Origin of the sequence: Curtobacterium sp. SL109, from assembly GCF_026672405.1 — a bacterium.
Classification (GTDB): Bacteria; Actinomycetota; Actinomycetes; order Actinomycetales; family Microbacteriaceae; genus Curtobacterium.
Genome location: NZ_JAPPRB010000002.1, coordinates 2058590 through 2081280, shown reverse-complemented (window position 1 = coordinate 2081280; position 22691 = coordinate 2058590). Strand labels below are relative to the sequence as shown.

Below are 22691 nucleotides of genomic sequence, written 5' to 3'. Positions count from 1 at the left end.
CCGAGGAGAGTACCCGTCAGGACCGACACTGGCCGCCTGTGGTGACGAACCGTGACCGAAAAACCGGTCGTCGCCCCGATCTGGGGGCGACCGCGGTGCCCCCGGAGGCCGCAGGAACGACGCCACCCGCGCCTCCTGGCAGGAGACGCGGGTGGCGGGTGGTCCGGTTGACGCGCGGCGTGTCGGACGGGCGGGTCGACGGTCAGGAGGCCGCGATCACCGACTCCATGTAGCCGCGGGTCATCGTGCGGTAGGCCTCGATCAGGGCCTGGTCCGGGTGGTCCCGGTCCCGGTGGGCGCGTGCCAGGACGGCGTGGCCGGACTCGGCCAGGACGACCCAGGCGCGAGCGACCGCCTCGTTCTCCGGCACGCCGAAGCGCTCGCGCATGATGCCGCCGACGGCGCCGCCGAGGGCGGCCATGCGGTCCTCGTCGTCGCCGACGCCGGACTCGGTGGCGTCACCGAAGCGGATCGCGCGGAAGCCGGGCTCGGTGCGGTACATCTCCGACGTCATCGCGATGAAGGCGTCGCAGGCGGCCTGCCACGTGGTGGCGCCGGAGGTCTCGAGGGCTTCGAGGAACTTCTCGGCGAGCCGCTGGGTGCAGCGGATCGCGAGGGCCTCGACGACCGCGATGCGGTCCGGGAAGTAGCGGTAGACGGTGCCGATCGACGCCCCTGCTCGTTCGGCGACCATGGCGGTCGTGAGCCGTTCGAACCCGATCTCGTCGATGACCGCAGCGGCGGCGTCGAGGAGCCCGGCGAGGCGTGCCGAACTGCGGGCTTGGACCGGCTCGTTCCTGAGCAGTGATGATCCCCCCGGCAGTGCGTTCGTGACCTCGGTGACGAGCACGTGTTCTCCTTCTCGCGGTGACCGCGGGCTGATTGTCCGACGGGGGCAACTCTCGCAGAGACCGGCTGGAACATCCCTGCGATTCCCGGGGTGTCGAACTCCGTCCGACGACAACCGGACAGTGGCGCATGGGATGATGGCCCGATGCCCGACCCGAGGTCCCATGAGCTGTCGCTCCCCGAGCCGATCCTCCACCGGGCCGCTCGCATCGAGGACGCCGTCCAGGAGTTCCGTGAACAGCGTGCCAGACGACACGGTCTCGTCCCGACCGTCATCCCGTACACCGGGTACGGCGCTCCCGGATGGATCCGGGTCCTCTGCCGGGTGCTGCTGACCCGTCGCGGGTTGGCCTCCGACGCGTCGTTCACCGGTGTCCGCGGTTGGAAGACCTTCACGAGCGTCGCGGTGGACCACGCCGAGGTCACCGTGACCGCCGGCGGTTCGACGCACACGGTGCAGTCCGACCGCGGCGGCGTCGTCGACACGATCGTGCCGATCGACCTCGAGCCCGGCTGGCACACGATCCGGCTGTCGGCCGGTGGGCAGCGCGAGGCCGAGGCGGACGTCTTCGTCGTGCACCCGGACACCCGCTTCGGCCTGCTCTCCGACATCGACGACACCGTTATGGTCACGTCGCTCCCCCGCCCGATGCTCGCGGCGTGGAACTCCTTCGTCGTCACCGAGCACGCACGACGACCCGTCCCCGGGATGAGCGTGCTGTACGAACGCGTCCTCGCGCAGCACCCGGGCTCCCCCTCGGTGTACCTGTCCACCGGGGCCTGGAACGTCGCGCCTACGCTGCAGCGCTTCCTGACCAGGAACATGTACCCGTCCGGCACGCTGCTGCTCACCGACTGGGGCCCCACGCACGACCGCTTCTTCCGGAGCGGGCAGCTGCACAAGCACGACAACCTGCGGCGCCTGGCGCGGGACTTCCCCGACGTCCGGTGGCTGCTCGTCGGTGACGACGGCCAGCACGACGAGGCGTTGTACGGCGACTTCGCCCGCGAACACCCGGAGAACGTGGCCGGCGTCGCGATCCGCCAGCTCTCCACGAGCGAGGCCGTCCTCGCCGGTGGTCGCTCCCGCGCGCAGGAACGCTCCCGCGACTCGTCGGCGCCGTGGGTGTACGCCCCGGACGGCGCCGGACTGTGGGCGGAGCTCGCGCGGGTCGGGCTCGTCGAGCTCGACTGAGCTCGCTCGGGTCGGGCGCGACTGAACTCGCGCTGGTCGGGCGCGACTGAACTCGCTCGGGTCGGGCGCGACTGCGCCCGCGCGGGTCGGGCCGACTGAGCCGATCCTCAGCGCCCGGGCACGGAGACGGGTGGACGCGAGGCGCCGGGTGGTTCGATCGACCCATGACACAGCGCATCGAGGACCACGCGATGATCGGGGACTGCTACACCGCCGCCCTGGTCGACCGAGCCGGGACCATCGACTGGATGTGTCTGCCGCGCTTCGACAGCTCGTCCACCTTCGCGGCCCTGCTCGGTGACGAGCACGACGGGCACTGGACGCTCCACCCGACCGACCCCGACGCCACCGCCGAACGGCGCTACGAGCAGGACACCCTCGTCCTCACCACGATCTGGACCACCGCGTCCGGCATCGTCGAGGTCACCGACTTCATGCCGATCGACGCGCACCGCGCCGCGGTCGTCCGCCGGGTCCGCGGCCTGCAGGGGTCCGTCGAGATGCGCCAGACGCTGCGCATCCGCTTCGACTACGCCTCAGCGCTCCCCTGGGTGCGGCAGATCGGGGACGACGACGACCCCGCCCTCGTCGCCACCGCCGGGCCGGGATCGGTCATCGTGCGCGGCGTCCGGTTCCACGCCGACGACCACCGGCACGTCGCGACCACGACCATCCACGACGGCGACGTGCTCGACACCGAGCTCACCTGGTACCCGTCGCACCGCGAGCCGCCGGAGCCCCTCGACGTGACACCGGCCCTGGCGGCGACGAGCGCGTGGTGGCGTGCGTGGGCCGGCAAGACCCGCGTCGAGGGGCCGTACGCGGACGCCACCCGACGCTCCCTGCTGCTGCTCCGCGCGATGACCCACGCCGAGACCGGTGGGGTCGTCGCTGCCGTGACCACGAGCCTCCCGGAGGACCCCGGCGGTGAACGCAACTGGGACTACCGGTACGTGTGGCTCCGCGACGCCTCGCTCGCCCTGGCGTCCCTGATCGCCCACGGGTACCGCGACGAGGCCACCCACTGGCGCGGCTGGCTGCTCCGGGCCATCGCGGGCGACCCGGCCGACGTGCAGATCATGTACGGCATCGCCGGTGAGCGCGAACTCGCCGAGCGGGAGCTCCCCCACCTGGCCGGGTACGCGCACTCCACCCCGGTGCGGATCGGCAACGGCGCGTCGACGCAGTACCAGGGCGACGTCTTCGGCGAGGTCCTGGCGGCGTTGCACGACGCACGGGAGCTCGGCGTCGAGGAGAACGCCGACTCGTGGGCCCTCCAGCGCGCCCTGCTCGGCTTCGTCGAACAGCACTGGCAGGAGCCCGACAACGGCATCTGGGAGATGCGCGGGCCCCGTCGCTCGTTCACGCACTCACGCGCGATGATCTGGGCGGCCTTTGACCGTGGAGTCGCCGCCGTGGAGGAGTTCGGGCTCGAGGGCCCCGTCGAACGCTGGCGGGAACTCCGCAGTGCCGTCCGCGCCGAGATCGACGAGCACGGCTGGAACGCCGAGCGCGGTGCCTTCCGGCAGCACTACGACACCGACGAGGTCGACGCCAGCCTGCTCGTGCTGCCGCAGATCGGGTACTGCAAGGCGACGGACCCGCGGATGCTCGGCACGGTCGCCGCGATCGAGGAGGACCTCCGCGTGGGGACCGACGGCCTCGTGCTGCGCTACCGCACGTCGGCCGGGTTCGACGGCCTGAGCGGCAGCGAGCACCCGTTCCTCGCCTGCTCGTTCTGGCTCGTGGAGCAGTACGCCGCCTCGGGCCGGGTCGAGGACGCCGAACGCCTGATGGACGTGCTCGTCGGGTACGCCAACGACGTCGGGATGCTGTCGGAGGAGGTCGACGTCGCGACGGGGCACCACATCGGCAACACCCCGCAGGCGTTGAGCCACCTGACGCTCGTGTCGGCCGCCGACGCCATCCAGCGGGGACGGGGCGCCGTCTCCGGGCACCGCACGCGCGTCCCCCAGCACGACGGCGGCACGCGCGCCGCGGCCGGCGTGGGCGGCTTCGCCGGCACGCCCGCCTGAGCGGGGGTGGGCGGCGCGCAACGGACGGAACGTCGCCGCCGCTGACGTCTGCACTGACAGACGGGAGGCCCGGTGCCAGCTGGCACCGGGCCTCCCGTCTGTCTGGTGTGCCCGATCAGGGCACGAGGCGACTCAGGAGGAGGACTCCCAGTCCGCGGGACCGCGCGAACCGGCGCGGTACTCCTCGAGCGGGACGTCGTTCGCCTTCCAGGCGGCGACGACCGGCTCGACGATCTCCCAGCAGCGCTCGGCCACGTCACCGCGGATGGAGAGCAGCGGGTCGTCGTGGAAGATGCCGTTGAGGACCTCGCCGTACGGGGTGAGCTCGCCGTCGCTGAAGGACGAGGACAGCGTGATCTGTCCCATCTCGAACGGGTTGCCGCCACCGTTGGCCGACACGGTCAGCTCGATCTCGTCCGGGTTCAGGACGATGCGGAGCGTGTCCGTCTTCGGCCGACCGCTCAGGCCGGAGGGCAGACGCGGCACCGGCTTGAAGGTGATGAGGACTTCCTTGCGGCTGTTGCCGAGGGCCTTGCCGGAGCGCAGCGTGAAGGGGACGCCCTTCCAACGGGCGGTGTCCACCTCGACGGAGATCTCGGCGAGGGTCTCGGTCTGGCGCGACGGGTCGACGCCGTCCTCCTCCTGGTAGGAGGGGAGGTCCTTGCCGTCGATCGTGCCTGCCGTGTACACGGCGCGACGCGAGGCGATCTTGGCGTCGTCGCCCTTGAGCTGGGTCGACCGGAGCGCGCGGGCGAGGGACGAGCGGAACTCGACGGCGTCGATCTCCGCCGGGGCGTCCATCGTCACGATGCCGAGGATCTGCAGCAGGTGCGACTGGATCATGTCGACCATCGCGCCGGCCTCGTCGTAGTACTGGGCGCGGTTCTCGAGGCCGAGGGTCTCGTCATAGAAGATGTCGACCTTCTCGATGTTCTCCGCGTTCCAGATGGGCTCGAACAGGCGGTTCGCGAAGCGCAGACCGATGATGTTCAGCACCGTGGTGCGGCCGAGGAAGTGGTCGGTGCGGTGGACGCGGTCCTCGGGGACGAGCTTCAGCACCGTCTCGTTGAGGGCCTTGGCGCTCGCGACGTCGGTGCCGAAGGGCTTCTCGAACGCGAGGGTGGTGCCCTCGGGGAGCTCGACGTGCTCGAGCGCCTCGCAGATGTCCGAGGCGATCTGCGGCGGGAGCGCGAAGTAGAGGATCGGCTCGTGCTCGGCGGCTGCGAGGAGGGCCTCGAGGTGCTTCGGGTCCGTCGGGTCGCCCTGGATGAAGGTCGTCGACTCGATGGTCGCGTCGACCTCGGGCCCCTTGACGTCCTGCGAGGCGAAGGACGTCGAGACGATGTCCTTCCACTTCTCGGGGCTGCGCTCGCTGCGGCCAGTACCGATCAGCTGCACGGGGACGGAACGGCCGCTCTGCAGGAACGTGCCGAGACCCGGCAGGAGCAGGCGGGAGGCGAGGTCGCCCGTCGCGCCGAAGATGATGAGAGTGCGCTTGTCGGTCACCGGGGGTGACTCCTTTCGCGAGGTGGATGGGTCCGCGTGGCTCAAGCCGCTGTCGGACCGGTTGATTCCCCAGGCTGGAACGCTGTCACGATCCACAGCCGGGAAGGTCGTCCGGACGCAGTTCGGGCGGCACCAGGTGGTGCCGCCCGAAGCGCGTCAGGTGCGGGTCAGTGCCCGAAGTTGCCGCGGTAGTACTCGAAGACCCAGCCGACGAGCGTGATCGTCACCAGCGCGAGGCCGATCGGGACGATCCAGAGGCCGGCTGCGACCCCGAGGAAGATGATCGAGACCGAGGCTGCCAGCAGGATGGGCCACCATGACCACGGGCTGAAGTGCCCGAGCTCGGCGTCGCCGTCCTCGATGTTGGCGTCCTGACGGTCCTCGGGCAGGTCCCCGCCCTGGGCCGACAGCACGCGCTGCAGGTAGAAGGCGATGAACGCCGACATGACCCCGACGAGGCCGATGCCCATCGTGCCCACCGGCTCCCACCCACCGTGGTTGAGGCGGAACCAGATCGTGTACGCGGCGTCCGCGAGGATGAAGAACCCGAAGAGGATCCAGAACAGGTTGACGTTGGCGCGCATCGCCTTACTTCACCTCGCCCTTCGCGGCGTCGTAGGTCGGGGCATCGGGAGCGTCCTTCGCAGGACCCACACCGATCGGCACACCCGCTTCGGGGTGGTTCAGGTCGAACGCCGGGGACTCGGAACGAATCCGCGGGATCGACGTGAAGTTGTGTCGCGGCGGCGGGCAGGAGGTCGCCCACTCGAGCGAGCGGCCGTAGCCCCACGGGTCGTTCACGGCCACCTTCGGAGCGTTCCGCGCCGTGACGTAGACGTTGAAGATGAACGGCAGGAACGAGATGCCGAGGATCATCGCGCCGATGGTCGACAGCTGGTTCATCCAGGTGAAGCCGTCGTTCGGCAGGTAGGTCGCGTACCGACGCGGCATGCCGATGACGCCCAGCCAGTGCTGGATCAGGAACGTCGTGTGGAACCCGACGAACAGCAGCCAGAAGTGGATCTTGCCGAGACGCTCGTTGAGCATGCGCCCGGTCCACTTCGGCCACCAGAAGTAGAAGCCGGAGAACATGGCGAACACGACGGTGCCGAACACCACGTAGTGGAAGTGCGCCACGACGAAGTACGAGTCGGACACGTGGAAGTCGAGCGGCGGCGAGGCCAGGATGACGCCCGTCAGACCACCGAAGGTGAACGTGATCAGGAAGCCGATGGCCCAGAGGATCGGGGTCTCGAAGGTGACCGAACCGCGCCACATCGTGCCGACCCAGTTGAAGATCTTCACGCCGGTGGGGACCGCGATGAGCATCGTCATGAGGGAGAACCACGGCAGCAGCACCGAACCGGTGACGTACATGTGGTGCGCCCACACCGTGACCGAGAGGGCCGCGATGGAGATGGTCGCGTAGACGAGGGTCTTGTAGCCGAAGATCGGCTTGCGGCTGAAGACCGGGAAGACCTCGGAGACGATGCCGAAGAACGGCAGCGCGATGATGTAGACCTCGGGGTGCCCGAAGAACCAGAACATGTGCTGCCAGAGCAGCGCTCCGCCGTTGGCCGGGTTGAACACCTGGGCGTCGAACACCCGGTCGAGACCGAGGCCGAAGAGCGCGGCGGCGAGGACCGGGAAGGCCATCAGCACGAGGAGCGACGTCACGAGGGTGTTCCACGTGAAGATCGACATGCGGAACATCGTCATGCCGGGAGCGCGCATCGTGATGATCGTCGTGATGAAGTTCACCGCGCCGAGGATCGTCGAGAAGCCCGTCAGGCCGAGCCCGAAGACCCAGAGTGTGCCGCCGAGCCCTGGTGTGAACGTCGTGTCACTCAGTGGTGCGTAGGCGAACCAGCCGAACGACGCGGCGCCCTGCGGGGTGAGGAAGCCACCGACGGCGATGAGGCCACCGAAGAAGTAGAGCCAGAACGCGAAGCCGTTGAGTCGCGGGAAGGCGACGTCAGGGGCCCCGATCTGCAGCGGCATGATCGCGTTCGCGAAGCCCGAGAACAGCGGCGTCGCGAAGAGCAGCAGCATGATCGTGCCGTGCATCGTGAAGAGCTGGTTGTACTGCTCCTTCGTCGCGACGAGCTGCAGCCCGGGCTCGAAGAGCTGCGCGCGGATGACGAGTGCCATCACGCCGGCGAGCAGGAAGTACAGGAACGACGTGATCAGGTACATGTACCCGATCGTCTTGTGGTCGGTGGAGGTGATCCACCGGACGATGATGTTGCCCTTCCGACCGACCTTGGACGCCTGGAAGTCCGGCGTCGCGGTGCTGGTCGGTTGGCCGACGAATGACGTTGTCATCTGGCGAGCCCCTACTTGTCGTCGCTCGACGCCGTGACGGGCGCCTTGTTGTCAGGCTGGTTCGTGTTGGTGTTGTACTCGTCGCCGAGCAGGCCCACCTTGCCCTGGTCGGTCAGGGTGTCGAGGTACGCCTGGTAGTCAGACGAGGAAACGACCTTGACCTGGAAGAGCATGAGGGAGTGGTACTCGCCGCAGAGCTCGGCGCACTTGCCCTGGTACGTCCCGATCTTCTGCGGGATGAAGTACTCGTAGTTCGTCTTGCCGGGGAGCATGTCCTTCTTGTACAAGAAGTCGATGACCCAGAAGGAGTGGTCGACGTCTCGCGAGTCGAGCTCGATCTTGACCTTCTTGTCGACGGGCAGGTACAGCGTCGGGAGCTGCGACTCGTCGATCGCGCCGTTGGCGTTCTCTTCTTCCTGGGCCTGGATGCCCTGGTAGTAGACGCTCTTCGACGGGTCGTTCTGGTTGATGTAGTTGAAGTCCCAGCCCCAGCGCTTGCCGTAGACGTGCACGGTGGCGTCCGGCTGCGCGAAGGGCTTCTCGATCGCGGCCTGGTCCTTCGCGGTGAAGGCGAAGAAGCCCAGCACGAGGATGAGCGGCACGATCGTGTAGAAGATCTCGAGCGGCATGTTGTACCGCATCTGCACCGGGAGGCCGGTCTGGCCCTTCCGACGGCGGTAGACGATGGCGGCCCAGATGATCAGACCCCAGACGATGAGCCCCACCGCGAGCAGCACGATCCAGCTCGTGGTCCACAGGCCGACGACGCGGCTCGTGTGGTTGGTGACGTCCTTCGTCTCTTCCGTCCCGGGGAGCCATCCGTTGAGCTGCTGCTGCGAGCACCCAGCCAGTGCGATGACCAGACCGACGGCCACCGGGACGGCCGCCCAACGTATACGGCGATTCGAACGCACTGTTACCTCTCGGAAGACGCGGAAGCGAGAGCGCAGTCTGTCGTTGCCGACACCGTGCCGCTCGGAGGCGACGCATGACTGGTTCCCAGCTTGGTTGGAACACTCCTAGCTTACTCGCAGCTGGTGACAGCGAGTGCACGCGCGACACGCGTCGTGGACTCCCGGGGGTCCCTGGGACGGCTTTTTCCCCTGGTCATCCGCGAGATGTCCGAGATCGGCGGCGTCGCCACGCCGAATGACGAACGGGGAGCGACCGTGTCGGTCGCTCCCCGTCCGGGTGCTGCTCGTGGTGGGCTCAGTGGAAGCTGTCGCCGCACGCGCAGCTGCCCTGCGCGTTGGGGTTGTCGATGGTGAAGCCCTGCTTCTGGATGGTGTCCTCGAAGTCGATCGTCGCGCCGTCCAGGTACGGGACGCTCATCTTGTCCACGACGACCTCGACACCGTCGAACTCGGCGGTGGTGTCACCGTCGAGCAGACGCTCGTCGAAGTAGAGCTGGTAGATGAGCCCCGAGCAGCCGCCGGGCTGGACGGCCAGGCGCAGGCGGAGGTCGTCGCGGCCCTCCTGCTCGAGGAGGCTCGCCACCTTGCCGGCGGCGGCGTCGCTGAGCAGGACCCCGTGCGACGGGACGGCCGTGGTGACGGCTTCGGTCGTGATGGTGTCGCTCATGCGCGCCTCCTTCTGGGCGGTGCGGTCACCGCGCCTCGTCTCCGATTGTAAACACCCGCACCGACGGAACGCACACGCCCGTCGCGCGGTGTGGAGGACATGCACGGTTCCACCTGCCGGGGGCGGGCGGTCAGGTCCGGCAGACCCGGGCCTCCCGTCCGGTGTCCGCGCTCAGGCGCGCGTCGCGAGGCGAGCCAGCAGGATCGTCTCGGAGGCGACCGCGCGGTGCAGCACACCGAGGTGCTGCGACTCGTTCGGGCTGTGCGCGCGCGTGTCGGGGTCCTCGACGCCCGTCACCAGGATCTGGGCCTCGGGGAACTCGGCGGCCAGGTCGGAGACGAACGGGATCGAGCCGCCGATGCCCTGCTCGACGGGCTCAGCGCCCCATCCCTCGGCCATCGCGGTCCTGGCCTCCTTGACGGCCCAGCCGCTGGTGTCCACCAGGAACCCGTCGCCCGCGTCCGGTTCGCTCAGCTCGACGCGGGCGCCGAACGGGGTGTGCGCGCGGATGTGGCGCTCGACGGCGGCCGCGGCGTCCGTGGCGCTCTGACCGGGTGCCACGCGCACCGAGACCCTCGCGCTGACGGTGGGCAGCAGCGTGTTCGACGCGTTCGTCACGCTGGGCACGTCCATGCCGGTGACGGTGATCGACGGCTGGAACCACATGCGGGAGAGCACGTCGCCGGTGCCGACGGGTCGCACCCCGGACACGAGGGCGGCGTCGGCCGCGAGCTCGTCCTCGGAGCGCGCGGGGACCGGGGCGTCGTACGCGGTCAGGCCCTCGACGGCGACCGACCCCGCGTCGTCGTGCAGGGAGCTGAGGAGGCGGACCATCGGCAGCATGGCGTCGGGTGCCGCTCCCCCGAACATGCCGCTGTGGCTGGCGTGCTCGAGCGTCGTCACGGTCAGCTTGAAGGTCACGTTGCCGCGGAGGGACACGGTGATCGCGGGGACCTCGGTGGACCAGTTGTCGCTGTCGGCCACGACGATGACGTCGGCGGCGAGGTGCTCCTTCTGCTCCCGCAGGAAGGTGCGGAACGAGCGGGAGCCGAACTCCTCCTCGCCCTCGACGAACAGCACGATGCCGAGGTCGAGGTCGTCCCCGAACCGGGCGTGCAGCGCCCGGAGCGAGGCGATGTGCGTCATCACACCGGCCTTGTCGTCCGAGGCACCGCGACCGTAGAGCCGGTCCCCGCGGAGCGTCGGCTCGAACGGCGGGGTCTCCCAGAGCGCGTCGTCGCCCTGCGGCTGCACGTCGTGGTGGGCGTAGAGCATCACGGTCGGCTTGCCGTTCCGGGCCGGACGGACGGCCAGCACCGCGGGCTGCCCCAGCTCGACGCCGGCGTGCTCCGTGCCCTCGGCCTCGCTGGCACCGTCCGGTGTGTCGCCCGACACGGCGGACCGGACGATCCGGACCGACTCGAACACGCCCGTGTCCCGCGCCAGTCCGGCGACCGCCTCGGCGCTCCGGCGCACGGCCGACGCATCGAACGCCGACCACGACACCGACGGGATCCGCACCAGCGCGGAGAGGTCGGCGATCGTCCGGGGCAGATCGCCGTGGACCTGTTCGCGGAGGGCGTCGAGCAGCTCGGGGTCGGTCGCGGGCGCGGACTGTGCGGTGTCGGTCATGCCCGGTAATCTAGAGGACACCAACGTCGGGCTGTTCCCCGGCGCACCGCTCACCGACCAGCAGGAATCACCGTGGCGAAGGCAGCACCCAAGACCATCACGACAGTCAACCCCTCGGAAGAGGAACTGCTCGAGCAGGGCAAGGGCCGTCCCACCCCGTCCCGTCGTGAGCGGGAAGCGGCCAACCGCCGTCCCCTCGTGGGCAACTCCCCCGTGGACAAGAAGGCAGCGCGCGCACGCCTCAACAGCGAGCGCGAGAAGGCCCGCGTCGGCATGGCCAACGGCGAGGAGCGCTACCTCCCCGCGAAGGACCGCGGCGAGCAGCGCCGGTTCGTCCGCGACACGATCGACGCCCGGTGGAACGTGGGCGAGGTCATGATGCCCGTCCTCGTGCTGTTCCTGGTCGTCGGCTTCGCTGCGCCGCGGACCTCGGTCGCCTCGTACTCCCTGCTGGTGATCTGGGCGTTCGTGGCGCTGTTCCTCATCGACTGCCTGGTGCTCTGGATGTCGCTCCGCAAGAAGCTCACCGCGAAGTTCGGCGAGTTCCAGCGCGGCACCTTCTTCTACATCCTGACGCGGGCGTGGCAGCTGCGTTTCCTGCGCCTGCCGAAGCCCCAGGTCAAGCGCGGGCAGCGTCCCGCCTGACCTCGTGTCCTCCGGAAGCGCCGTCGGCATCGCCGGCGGCGCTTCGTCGTTCCCGGTGCGTCTGATGCTGCGGGCGGTGAGCCTCCCGTTCGGCGAAGGGTCACGACACCCCGAGCGCGCAGCGCCCACAGGTCACGACGCGTCGGTCACGCGGGGCGCCAGCGACGGAACGCGACCGCTCGACAGACCTGAGCGGGGTGTCGTAACCAGTCACGCGCAGCGGGCGGTGAGATCGCACTTCCTGTCGGGTCGCGGAGCGCCGAGCCGACACGAAGTGCGATCTCGGCTGGCCGCCGAGCCGGGACGCTCGGCGGCGGGCCGGCGCCGGGGCTCCCGTCCGGCGAAGGGTCACGACACCCCGAGCGCGCAGCGCCGACCGGTCACAACCCGTCGCTCGCGCCGAGCGTCAGCGACGGAACGCGACCGTTCGACGGACCTGAGCGGGGTGTCGTGACCGCTCACGCGCAGCAGGCGGTGAGATCGCACGTGGTGTCGGGTCGCGGAGCGCCGAGGCGACACGACGTGCGATCTCGGCGGGGCGGGGTGCCGGGGCGGGACGCGTCGGGCCGGAGGCTCAGTGGCGGGTCGGCGCCGGGGCTCCCGTCCGGCGAGGGGTCACGACACCCCGAGCGCGTTGCGCCGACGGGTCACGACGCGTCGCTCGCGCGGCGCGCGAGCGACGGGACGCGACCGCTCGGCGGACCTGAGCGGGGTGTCGCGACCGCTCGGCGCGTCAGCGCTCCGCGCGCCGCAACCGCTTCCGGCGCAGCCGGTTGATGCGCGTGGCCCAGGTCGGGCCCTCGTAGAGGAACGCCGTGTAGCCCTGCACGAGCGTGGCGCCGGCCTCGATGCGGGCCTGGACGTCGGCCTCGGTGGTGACGCCGCCGACGGCCACGACGCAGAAGTCCGCCGGCACGCCAGCCCGCACGCGCCGCAGGACCTCGAGCGACCGCGAAGCGATCGGCGCACCGGACAGTCCCCCGGCGCCCATCGCGGTCACGTGGGCCTCGGGCGTCGTCAGCCCGGAGCGGCCGATCGTGGTGTTGTTCGCGATGATGCCGGCGAGTCCGACGTCGACGGCGAGACCGGCGATCGCGTCGATCTGCTCGTCGGTCAGGTCCGGCGCGATCTTCACGAGCACGGGCACCCGGCCCGCGGCCTCGTGCACGGCGGCGAGCAGCGGCCGGAGCTGGTCGAGCTCCTGCAGGCCGCGCAGTCCGGGCGTGTTCGGCGAGCTGACGTTGACGGCCAGGTAGTCCGCGAACGGGGCGAGGAGCCGCGTCGACTCGAGGTAGTCGTCGACGGCGTCGGCGACGTCCACGACGCGGCTCTTGCCGATGTTCACGCCGATGACCGGTCGGCCCGGGTTGCGCCGGGCACGTTCGAGTCGGCGGGCAGCGGCCGGGGCGCCGTGGTTGTTGAAGCCCATCCGGTTGATGAGCGCGCGGTCGGCGATGAGCCGGAACAGTCGGGGCTTGTCGTTGCCCGGCTGCGGCTTCGCGGTGATCGTGCCGACCTCGACGTGGCCGAACCCGAGCAGGCCGAGTCCGGCGATGCCCTTGGCGTTCTTGTCGAACCCGGCGGCCAGGCCGAAGCGGGACGGGAAGTGGATGCCCATCGTCGTGACACCGTCGGCCGCGGCGGGACGGGAGTAGCGCTCGACGACCCCGGCGAGGAACGGCACACGCGGCAGCCACCGGATGACCGCGAACGCGACGTGGTGCGCACGCTCGGGGTCCATGTTCGCGAACACCGCACGGAAGACCACGCCGTAGCCGACGCGGATGCACCGTTCGGCGATGTTCGTCACGCGCCCGCCCCGGTGCTCGCCGTGCGCGGGCCGTCGCGGTGGTCGATGCGGAGCTGCCCGATCGCGGACTCGAAGTCCTCGAGCGAGTCGAAGGCCTGGTAGACGCTGGCGTAGCGGAGGTAGGCGACCTCGTCGAGCTCACGCAACGGGTCGAGGATCGCCAGGCCGATGTCGTTGGCGTCGATCTGGCTGGCGCCCGAGGACCGCACGATCTCCTCCACCCGCTGCGCGAGCACCGCGAGGTCGGAGTCGGTGACGGGCCGTCCCTGGCACGCCTTGCGCACGCCGGAGATGATCTTCTCGCGCGAGAACGGCTCGAGCACCCCGTTGCGCTTGACCACGTTCAACGACGCCGTCTCGGTGGTCGAGAAACGGCGGCCGCAGTTCGGGCACTGGCGGCGTCGGCGGATGGAGGTGCCGTCGTCGCTCGTGCGGGAGTCGACGACGCGGGAGTCCGGGTGGCGGCAGAAGGGGCAGAACATGGCACCGCCAAGGCTATCGGTTCACGCGCTCCGTCACGGCGGCACCGTGCCCCGGCAGCTGTTCCTCGGTCGACAGGGCGACGATGTGCGGAGCCACCTCGGCCAGGGCCGCGGCCGTGTACCGGATGACCTGCTGCGGCCGGAGGAACGTCGACGCGGACAGCCCCGACCCGAAGCGCGCCTGACCACCCGTCGGCAGCACGTGGTTCGACCCGGCGAGGTAGTCGCCGAGGCTGACCGGCGTGCTCGGGCCGACGAACACCGCACCTGCGGCGTCGATGTCCGCGAGCACGGCGTCGTCGTCGACGGTCTGGATCTCGAGGTGCTCCGGCCCGTAGGCGTTGCTCACCGTGGCGGCGTCGGTCAGTGAGTCCACCAGCACGACGGCGGACTGCGGTCCGTCGAGTGCGGCCTGGAGGCGCGCGGCTGTCCCCAGGGCGGCCGTCCGTTCCGGGATGGCGGCTTCCACCGCGTCGGCGAAGGCCGCCGACGTCGTCACCAGCACGCTGCCGGCCTGCTCGTCGTGTTCGGCCTGGCTGATGAGGTCGGCGGCGACGAACCCGGGGTCGGCGGAGTCGTCCGCGATGACGAGGATCTCGGTGGCGCCGGCTTCGGAGTCGATGCCGACGACGCCACGCACCAGGCGCTTCGCCGCGGCGACGTAGTTGTTGCCCGGGCCGGTCACCAGGTCGACCGGGTCGAGCCCGATCTCGGCGACGCCGTACGCCAGCGCGCCGATCGCCCCGGCTCCGCCCATCGCGTAGACCTCGTCCACCCCGAGGAGCCCGGCCGCGGCGAGGATCGTCGGGTGCACGGCGCCCCCGTGGTCCCGCTGCGGCGGCGACACGAGCGCGATCGACCCGACACCGGCGACCTGCGCGGGGACGACGTTCATCACGACGCTCGAGGGGTACACGGCCTTGCCGCCGGGCACGTACAGCCCGACACGACGCATCGGCTGCCAACGCTGGTGCACCTCGGCACCGTCGCCGAGGGTGGTCACGGACGGCTGCGGCACCTGCGCGGCACTCGCGGCGCGGACGCGGGTGATGGCTTCGTCGAGCGCGGTGCGGAGCTGCGGGGTGAGTCCGGCGACCGCGGCGGCGATCTCGGCAGCGGGCACCCGGACGTGCTCGGGGGCTCCCCCGTCGAACCGCTCGGCCTGCTCGCGCAGCGCGTCGGCACCGCGGTCGCGCACGTCGTCGACGAGCACCCGGGCGGCGTCCACCGCATGCCCGACGTCACCGACGGCGCGCGGCATGAGTCGGAGGAGTTCGGCACGGGCGGGGAGACCGCCGCGGAGGTCGATTCGCTGCATCATGAGGCCTCCAGCGTAGCGAGGACCCCTGACCGCCATGCGCCGGCGAGCAGCGGTCAGGGGGCAGGGGGCAGCCGTGACGGTGGCTACGACCGCGCGGTGGTGGTCCACGGCGGGCCCGTCCCAGGCGCCGAGCAGCACGAGCGTCGTGATGCGGAAGGCCAGCGCACGGACGAGCAGCTGTGACCACTCGGGGACGTCGACACCGAGCGGCCCGAGGTCGTCGAGCGGGACGCCGTGCCAGCAGACGGCGTCGACCGCCGCGATCGCCGCACCGAGCCCGGCCGGCCGCCAGTACGGCGCCCAGTCGAACACGGCCGGTGGGGCGTCGGCGGCGAACAGCACGTTGCCGAGCAGGTCCCCGTGGATGACCTGCGCGGGTGCCTCGACCGGCCGGAACGCCGCGGCCAGTTCCGCGAGCGTCGGGTCGTTCGGCAGCGGGGTCTCGCCCCACACCATCCGGTCCGCCCGGCTCCAGGGGTCGTCCGTCGTGTCGAGGAACGCCGGACGCGGCAGGTCGGCGAGGGCACGGTGGAACGCGGAGCCCGCACGGATGACGTCCGACACGCGGGACTCGTCCGTGGCACCGTCGACCCATGTGGAGGCCTCCCACCCGCCGTGCAGCCAACCGCCGTCCTGCGTGACGACGGGCCGGGGCGTCCGGAACTCCGCGGTGTGGCCCAGCCGGGCCAGCACGTCCGCCTTCCACACGGCCTCGGCTGGGTCACCGTGCGGCCGCAGCACGACGTCGCCGGCGCGCCAGGTGAGCCCACGGCCACCAGGAAGCGGCTCCGGGATCGCCCCGACGACCCCGAAGGCCGTCAGGACATCGGGGTCGGGGCGACCCGGGCGTTCCACGTCCCTGCTCCCCCGGGCCGCGCTACACCAGGCAGCGCGGGCCGAGCAGGCTCTTCAGCTCGCCGAACAGGTCCGGGGTCAGGTTCACCGGGAACGGCAGCTCGAAGGTGCGCGCGACGTCGTCCTTGAGCAGCCGGAGCCGCACCTCGGTGTCACCGGTGTGCCGACCGAGGACCGCAGCGAGCTCGGTCACGGTCTCGGTGGTGGCCTGCCGCTCCGGCACGGACAGCGTCAGCGGGCCGGAGCCCATGACGTCGCCGAGGGCCGGCTGGAACATGCTCACCGCGTGCAGCGCCTTGCCGTCGTCCCGGACGTTGACCCGACCGCGCAGGACGACGATCGAGTCCGCCACCAGGGACGGCCCGAACTCCTGGTAGGTCTTGCCGAGGAACATGACGCCGATCTCGCCGCCGAAGTCCTCGACCTGGACGATGCCGTACGGGTTGCCGCTCGTCTTCGCCACGCGGTGCTGCACGCTCGTCAGGAGTCCGGCGACCGTGACGGTCTCGCCCTCCACCGAGTCGTCAGCCGCGATCAGGTCGGCGATGGTGATCGACTGGTGCTTCGCGAGCTCGATCTCGAGCCCGGCCAGCGGGTGGTCGGACACGTAGAGCCCGAGCATGTCGCGCTCGAAGGCGAGCTTGTCGCGCTTGGACCACTCCGGGCGCTCGGGCACCTGGGACACCGCGGCGACCGCCGGCTGCTCCTCGGCGACCTCGGCGAAGAGCGAGTCGAAGTCGAAGCCCACGTTGCCGTGGACCTCGTCGCGCTTGATCTTCACCGCGGCCTCGACCGCGCCCTCGTGGATCTCGACGAGCGCGCGGCGGGTGTCGCCGAACTCGTCGAACGCCCCGGCCTTGATGAGCGACTCGACGGTCCGCTTGTTCGCGGACGAGATCGGGATCTTCCGGAGGAAGTCGTGGAAGGAGTCGAAGGCGCCCTTCTCCTGGCGCGCCTTCACGATGTCGTCGACGACGTTGAACCCGACGTTGCGGATCGCGCCCATGCCGAAGCGGATGTCGTTCCCGACGGCGGCGAAGAACCCGATCGACTCGTTGACGTCCGGCGGCATCACCCGGATGCCCATGCGGCGGCACTCGTTCAGGTAGAGCGCCAGCTTGTCGCGGGCGTCACCGACGGACGTCAGCAGCGCAGCCATGTACTCGGCCGGGTAGTGCGCCTTCAGGTACGCCGTCCAGAACGAGACCACGCCGTACGCCGCCGAGTGCGCCTTGTTGAAGGCGTAGTCGGAGAACGGCAGCAGGATGTCCCACAGCGTCTTGATCGCCGCGGCGGAGTACCCGTTGTCGAGCATGCCGCGCTCGAAGCCGGCGTACTGCTTGTCCAGCTCGGACTTCTTCTTCTTGCCCATCGCGCGGCGGAGGATGTCCGCCTGACCGAGCGAGAACCCGGCCACCTTCTGCGCGATGGCCATGACCTGCTCCTGGTAGATGATCAGGCCGTAGGTCCCGCCGAGGATCTCCGCCAGGGGCTCCTCGAGCTCCGGGTGGATCGGCGTGATGGGCTGCTCGCCGTTCTTGCGGAGCGCGTAGTTCGTGTGCGAGTTCGCACCCATGGGGCCCGGACGGTACAGGGCGATGAGCGCGGAGATGTCCTCGAAGTTGTCGGGCTTCATCAGGCGCAGCAGCCCGCGCATCGGCCCGCCGTCGAGCTGGAAGACGCCGAGGGTGTCGCCGCGCTGCAGGAGCGCGTAGGCCTCGGCGTCCTCGAGACCCATGTGCTCGAGGTCGAGGTCGGTGCCGCGGTTGGACTTGATGTTGTCCAGGGCGTCACTGATGATCGTCAGGTTCCGCAGGCCCAGGAAGTCCATCTTGATCAGGCCGAGCGACTCCGATGCCGGGTAGTCGAACTGCGTGACGATCTGGCCGTCCTGCTCCCGCTTCATGATCGGGATGATGTCGATCAGCGGGTCGCTCGACATGATGACGCCGGCGGCGTGCACGCCCCACTGGCGCTTCAGGCCCTCCAGCCCGAGCGCCGTGTCGAACACCGTCTTGGCTTCCGGGTCGGTCTCGACGACCGTGCGGACGTCGACGGCCTCCTTGAACCGGGGGTGCTCCTTGTCGAAGATCCCGGTGAGCGGGATGTCCTTGCCCATCACGGGCGGCGGCATCGCCTTCGTGAGCTTCTCGCCCATGCCGAACGGGAAGCCGAGGACGCGGGAGGAGTCCTTCAGCGCCTGCTTCGCCTTGATCGTGCCGTACGTGACGATCTGCGCGACACGCTCACTGCCGTACTTGTCGGTGACGTACTTGATCGCCTCACCGCGGCGCCGGTCGTCGAAGTCGACGTCGAAGTCGGGCATCGAGACGCGGTCCGGGTTGAGGAAGCGCTCGAAGATCAGACCGTGCCGGATCGGGTCGAGGTCGGTGATGCGCATGGCGTAGGCGACCATCGAGCCGGCACCGGAACCACGCCCGGGGCCGACGCGGATGCCGTTGTCCTTCGACCAGTTGATGAAGTCGGCGACCACCAGGAAGTACCCCGGGAAGTTCATCTGGTTGATGATGCCGACCTCGTAGTCGGCGCGGTCCTGGACCTCTTTCGAGATGCCGCCCGGGTACCGGTACTGCAGCCCCTTCGCGACCTCTTTCTCGAACCAGGTGTGCTCGGTCTCCCCCTCGGGCACCGGGAACTTCGGCATGTAGTTCGCCGAGGTGTCGAACTCGACGTCGCACCGCTCGGCGATGAGCAGCGTGTTGTCGCAGGCCTCGATGTTGTCGCGGAACAGGTGCCGCATCTGCTGCGGGGTCTTGAGGTAGAACTCGTCGGCGTCGAACTTGAACCGGTTCGGGTCGTTCAGCGTCGAGCCGGACTGCACGCAGAGCAGCGCCGCGTGTGACTTGGCGTCGTGCGAGTGCGTGTAGTGCAGGTCGTTCGTGCCGACGAGCGGCAGGCCGAGGTCCTTGGCCAGGCGGATGAGGTCGCCCATGATCCGGCGCTCGATCTCGAGGCCGTGGTCCATGATCTCGGCGAAGTAGTTCTCCTTGCCGAAGATGTCGCGGAAGTCGGCCGCGGCCTTGATGGCCTCGTCGTACTGGCCGAGGCGCAGACGCGTCTGGACCTCTCCTGACGGGCAACCGGTGGTCGCGATGATGCCCTCGTGGTGCTCGCTGAGGAGTTCGCGGTCCATGCGGGGCTTGAAGTAGTAGCCCTCCAACGACGCCTTCGACGACAGCCGGAACAGGTTGTGCATGCCCGTCGTGTTCTCGGCGAACATCGTCATGTGCGTGTACGACCCCGCACCGGAGACGTCGTCCCCGCCGCCGTCGCCCCACCGCACACGGGTCTTGTCGGACCGGTGGGTACCGGGCGTGATGTAGGCCTCTGTCCCGATGATCGGCTTCACGCCGCCGGCCTTGGCGGCCTTCCAGAACTCGAACGCGCCGAACATGTTGCCGTGGTCCGTCACCGCCACGGCCGGCATGCCCTGCGCCGCGGTCTCCGCGACGAGGTCGTTGAGCCTGGCTGCGCCGTCGAGCATCGAGTACTCGCTGTGCACGTGCAGGTGGACGAAGGAGTCGGAACTCGCCACGGGACCTCCGGTCGAACGAACTGCGTGTGGGACGCAGACAGCCTAACCACGGCCGGCGACACCCACGGGCGTGTCGACGGAACCGCCCGCGTGTCAGAGCGACGCGGCCCGGATCCGGTCGAGCGCGAGCCGCAGGTCGTCCGGGTACTCCGCCTGGAACTCCACCCAGTCACCGGTGCGCGGGTGCGCGAACCCGAGCCGGACGGCGTCGAGCCACTGGCGGGTCAGCCCGAGTTCGGCGGCGAGCACCGGGTCGGCGCCGTACATCGTGTCCCCGACGAGCGGGTGGCGCGTCGCGGCCATGTGCACGCGGATCTGGTGGGTGCGCCCGGTCTCCAGGTGCACCTCGAGGAGCGTCGCCGACCGGAAGGCCTCGAGCGTCTCGTAGTGCGTGACGCTGGGCTTGCCGTCCGAGGTGACCGCGAACTTCCAGTCGCTCGAGGGATGCCGGCCGATCGGCGCGTCGACGGTGCCGGAGGTCGGGTCCGGGTGCCCCTGCGCGAGCGCGTGGTAGACCTTCTCGACCGTGCGCTCCTTGAACGCCCGCTTCAGGTGCGTGTAGGCGAGCTCGGTCTTCGCGACGACCATCAGCCCGGACGTGCCGACGTCGAGCCGGTGCACGATGCCCGCGCGTTCCGCGGCTCCGGAGGTCGCGATGGTGAACCCCGCGGCGGCGAGTCCGCCGGGGACGGTCGGGCCGTCCCACCCGGGCGACGGGTGCGCGGCGACCCCGACGGGCTTGTCGACGACGACGATGTCCTCGTCGTCGTGCACGATCGTCATCCCGGGGACGTGCGCCGGGACGATGCGGGGGCTTCCTTCGGCGTCCACTCGACCTCGAGCCAGGCGTCGCCGTGCAGGCGGTCGGACTTCTCGGCGGTGACGCCGTCGACCCGCACGCCGCCGGCGGCGACGACGTCGGCCGCGAAGGACCGACTGAACCCGAGCAGCTTCGCGAGGGCCGCGTCGACACGCTCACCGGCGAGCCCGTCGGGGACGGGCAGACTGCGGGACTCGGTCACGTCGCGTCGTGCCCGAGCGAGTCGTCGGGACGAGCGGAGGCACGGCGAGCGTCGGCGGCGTCGGTGACGCTCCCCGACTCGGGGACCGCAGCGTCCGTGGCGGACGCGTCGTGGGCCTCCTGGCTGGCCGTGCGCTGCTTGTCCGACACCGTCCTGGTGCCGTCGAGGTTCACCCCGAGGATGACCAGCAGGACGAACACGACCATGCTGACGCAGATGAACGCGTCCGCGATGTTGTAGATCGCGGGCATCATCCACGGCGTGGAGATGAAGTCGACCACGTGGCCCCGCCCGAAGCCCGGCTCACGGAAGAGCCGGTCGAGCAGGTTGCCGAGCGCGCCGCCGAGCAGCATGCCGAGGACGATCGCCCACCACATGGAGCGGATCCGCCGGGCGAAGACGATGATCGCGACGACGACCGCGGCGGACACGATCGAGAACACCCAGGTCATGTTGACCGCGAACGAGAACGCGGCGCCGGGGTTCCGCACGTACAGGAACTGGAGGGCCCGGCCGAGGACCGGCACCACCTGTCCGTAGGGGAGGTGTGCGACGACCAGCGCCTTCACGACCTGGTCGGCTGCCACCACCACGACAGCGGCGAAGGCCAGTGCCGCGATCGCGCGGACACTGACCTTCGCTCGTTGGTCTTGCTGGGACAACGTCAGTTGCCGAAGCCCTGCGCCGATGCCGGCGCGGGCGTGAAGCCGGACTGCTCGGTGCCCGACGGGGTGTCGAGCTCGTTGAGCTGGCCCTGGATGTAGCTCTTCAGCTGGGCGCGGTAGTCGCGCTCGAACGTGCGGAGCTCGTCGATCTTGCCCTCGAGCTGGCGCTGCTCGCCCTCGAGCACCTGCACGCGCTGGCGGTTGGCGTTCTCGGTGTCGGCGATGATCTGGCGCTGCTTCGACTCGGCCTCGGACACGAGACGTGCTGCCTGGGCCTGACCCTCGGCGATGAGCGCGTCGCGCTTCTCGACGCCCTCGCGGACGTGCTCCTCGTGGAGACGACGTGCGAGCGTCAGGAGGTTCGTGGTGCCCTCGGTGTCCTCGTCCGGGTGGACCGTGGTGGTCGGAGCCGCGGCGGCGACCGGTGCCGGCTCGGGAGCGGCGGCGACGGGGGCCGGCTCCGGCTCGGGCTCGGGCTCGGGCTCGGGGGTCGGAGCAGGAGCGGGCTCTGCGGCAGCGGCCGGCTTCGGCGCCGATTCGGCGGCCTGCAGGCGCTGGCGGAGCTCCTCGTTCTCCTGGGTCAGGCGACGCAGCTCGACCACGACCTCGTCGAGGAAGTCGTCGACCTCGTCCTGGTCGTAGCCCTCGCGGAACTTGGTCGGCTGGAACCGCTTGTTGACTACGTCTTCCGGCGTCAAAGCCATTGCCGTCACCTCAATAGAACTGCTGAACGTGTGGAACCGGGACGTCCCGCTGTGAATGTACCAGCGGGGCCCTCGGTGCGGATGCCCGCGGAGGCGAGCATCGATCCCGACCACCGTACACCGAGCACGGGCCTGATCCGTGATCGTGGCCGCGGCGCGGCGCGTCTCGGACGAGACGAGGGCCGGGAGGGGGTGGGTCAGACCGCGACCGAGATGACCCGGACGACGCTCATCAGGATGATCACGACGAGCATCACGATCGACCAGCCGAAGTCGAGCGCCACGGCTCCCATCCGGAGCGGCGGGAGCGCACGGCGGACGGTCTTGATCGGCGGGTCGGTGAGCGAGTAGACCGCGTTCGCGACCACGAGCATGCCGCCGCGCGGTCGCCACGAGCGGTTGAACGCCTGCACCATGTCCAGCGCGAACCGCCCCCACATGACGAAGAAGTACAGCAGGAGGAGGAAGTACAGGATCGTGAAGATCGAGGACACGGTTCGGCTCGCT

17 protein-coding genes and 1 pseudogene are annotated in these 22691 nt (G+C 70.0%); 3 read left to right on the top strand and 15 right to left on the bottom strand.

The genetic code is table 11. From position 1 onward, the window contains the following. Nucleotides 1-202 precede the first annotated feature (202 nt). A complete protein-coding gene (locus OVA28_RS11315) occupies nucleotides 203-850 on the bottom strand; it encodes a TetR/AcrR family transcriptional regulator (RefSeq protein ID WP_194661197.1) in 648 nt (215 codons plus the stop codon). 144 nt (nucleotides 851-994) lie between these two features. Between OVA28_RS11315 and OVA28_RS11310 the strand changes: the two genes are divergently transcribed. After that, nucleotides 995-2044, top strand: a complete 1050-nt coding sequence (locus tag OVA28_RS11310) for an App1 family protein (protein ID WP_194661198.1) — start codon at nucleotides 995-997, stop codon at nucleotides 2042-2044. A gap of 71 nt (nucleotides 2045-2115) precedes the next feature. Next, nucleotides 2116-4080, top strand: a complete 1965-nt coding sequence (locus OVA28_RS11305; RefSeq protein WP_326493768.1) for a glycoside hydrolase family 15 protein — start codon at nucleotides 2116-2118, stop codon at nucleotides 4078-4080. Between the two features lie 132 nt (nucleotides 4081-4212). On the opposite strand, the gene OVA28_RS11300 is transcribed toward OVA28_RS11305, so the two are convergent. From OVA28_RS11300 to OVA28_RS11275, 6 genes are all read right to left on the bottom strand, one after another. After that, nucleotides 4213-5586, bottom strand: a complete 1374-nt coding sequence (locus OVA28_RS11300) for a glucose-6-phosphate dehydrogenase (RefSeq protein WP_268097015.1) — start codon at nucleotides 5584-5586, stop codon at nucleotides 4213-4215. 167 nt (nucleotides 5587-5753) lie between these two features. Then, nucleotides 5754-6170 (bottom strand): cytochrome c oxidase subunit 4, encoded by a 417-nt coding sequence (locus tag OVA28_RS11295; RefSeq protein ID WP_268097014.1) that lies wholly within the window; start codon nucleotides 6168-6170, stop codon nucleotides 5754-5756. Between the two features lie 4 nt (nucleotides 6171-6174). Beyond that, nucleotides 6175-7911, bottom strand: a complete 1737-nt coding sequence (ctaD, locus tag OVA28_RS11290) for an aa3-type cytochrome oxidase subunit I (RefSeq protein WP_268097013.1) — start codon at nucleotides 7909-7911, stop codon at nucleotides 6175-6177. An 11-nt stretch (nucleotides 7912-7922) separates the two neighbouring features. Next, complete coding sequence (gene ctaC / locus OVA28_RS11285) at nucleotides 7923-8825, bottom strand: aa3-type cytochrome oxidase subunit II (RefSeq protein ID WP_268097012.1); 903 nt, start codon at nucleotides 8823-8825, stop codon at nucleotides 7923-7925. A 295-nt stretch (nucleotides 8826-9120) separates the two neighbouring features. Next, the gene (locus OVA28_RS11280) at nucleotides 9121-9492 is read right to left on the bottom strand and encodes a HesB/IscA family protein (protein WP_194626017.1); all 372 of its coding nucleotides are present in this window, start codon (nucleotides 9490-9492) and stop codon (nucleotides 9121-9123) included. Nucleotides 9493-9663: 171 nt separating this feature from the next. After that, nucleotides 9664-11124: a dipeptidase gene (locus OVA28_RS11275; protein ID WP_268097011.1), complete on the bottom strand. Its 1461-nt coding sequence runs from the start codon at nucleotides 11122-11124 to the stop codon at nucleotides 9664-9666. A gap of 72 nt (nucleotides 11125-11196) precedes the next feature. Here OVA28_RS11275 and OVA28_RS11270 point away from each other — a divergent pair, with 72 nt between their 5' ends. Continuing rightward, on the top strand, nucleotides 11197-11769 hold the full coding sequence (locus OVA28_RS11270; RefSeq protein WP_268097010.1) for a DUF3043 domain-containing protein: 573 nt from the start codon (nucleotides 11197-11199) through the stop codon (nucleotides 11767-11769). 733 nt (nucleotides 11770-12502) lie between these two features. Here OVA28_RS11270 and OVA28_RS11265 read toward each other — a convergent pair. The 8 genes and pseudogenes from OVA28_RS11265 to OVA28_RS11230 all read right to left on the bottom strand — a co-directional run bounded on the left by OVA28_RS11265 (nucleotide 12503) and on the right by OVA28_RS11230 (nucleotide 22678). Beyond that, nucleotides 12503-13570, bottom strand: a complete 1068-nt coding sequence (locus OVA28_RS11265) for a quinone-dependent dihydroorotate dehydrogenase (RefSeq protein WP_442780825.1) — start codon at nucleotides 13568-13570, stop codon at nucleotides 12503-12505. 5 nt (nucleotides 13571-13575) lie between these two features. Beyond that, nucleotides 13576-14061 carry a transcriptional regulator NrdR gene (nrdR, locus tag OVA28_RS11260; RefSeq protein WP_194662523.1) on the bottom strand — a complete coding sequence of 162 codons (486 nt, stop codon included), beginning with the start codon at nucleotides 14059-14061 and terminating at the stop codon, nucleotides 13576-13578. A gap of 13 nt (nucleotides 14062-14074) precedes the next feature. After that, nucleotides 14075-15382, bottom strand: coding sequence for a histidinol dehydrogenase (gene hisD / locus OVA28_RS11255; RefSeq protein ID WP_268098196.1), 1308 nt, complete (start codon nucleotides 15380-15382; stop codon nucleotides 14075-14077). Nucleotides 15383-16259: 877 nt separating this feature from the next. Then, nucleotides 16260-19742, bottom strand: coding sequence for a DNA polymerase III subunit alpha (gene dnaE / locus OVA28_RS11250; protein ID WP_416354656.1), 3483 nt, complete (start codon nucleotides 19740-19742; stop codon nucleotides 16260-16262). A gap of 144 nt (nucleotides 19743-19886) precedes the next feature. After that, nucleotides 19887-20815 (bottom strand): annotated as a pseudogene (locus tag OVA28_RS11245) (RluA family pseudouridine synthase). Then, a complete protein-coding gene (gene lspA / locus OVA28_RS11240) occupies nucleotides 20812-21477 on the bottom strand; it encodes a signal peptidase II (protein WP_268097008.1) in 666 nt (221 codons plus the stop codon). Before lspA ends, OVA28_RS11245 begins: the two are co-directional and overlap by 4 nt. Nucleotides 21478-21479: 2 nt before the next feature. Further along, nucleotides 21480-22184, bottom strand: coding sequence for a DivIVA domain-containing protein (locus OVA28_RS11235; RefSeq protein WP_268097007.1), 705 nt, complete (start codon nucleotides 22182-22184; stop codon nucleotides 21480-21482). A gap of 197 nt (nucleotides 22185-22381) precedes the next feature. Then, on the bottom strand, nucleotides 22382-22678 hold the full coding sequence (locus tag OVA28_RS11230) for a YggT family protein (RefSeq protein WP_268097006.1): 297 nt from the start codon (nucleotides 22676-22678) through the stop codon (nucleotides 22382-22384). Nucleotides 22679-22691 lie beyond the last annotated feature (13 nt).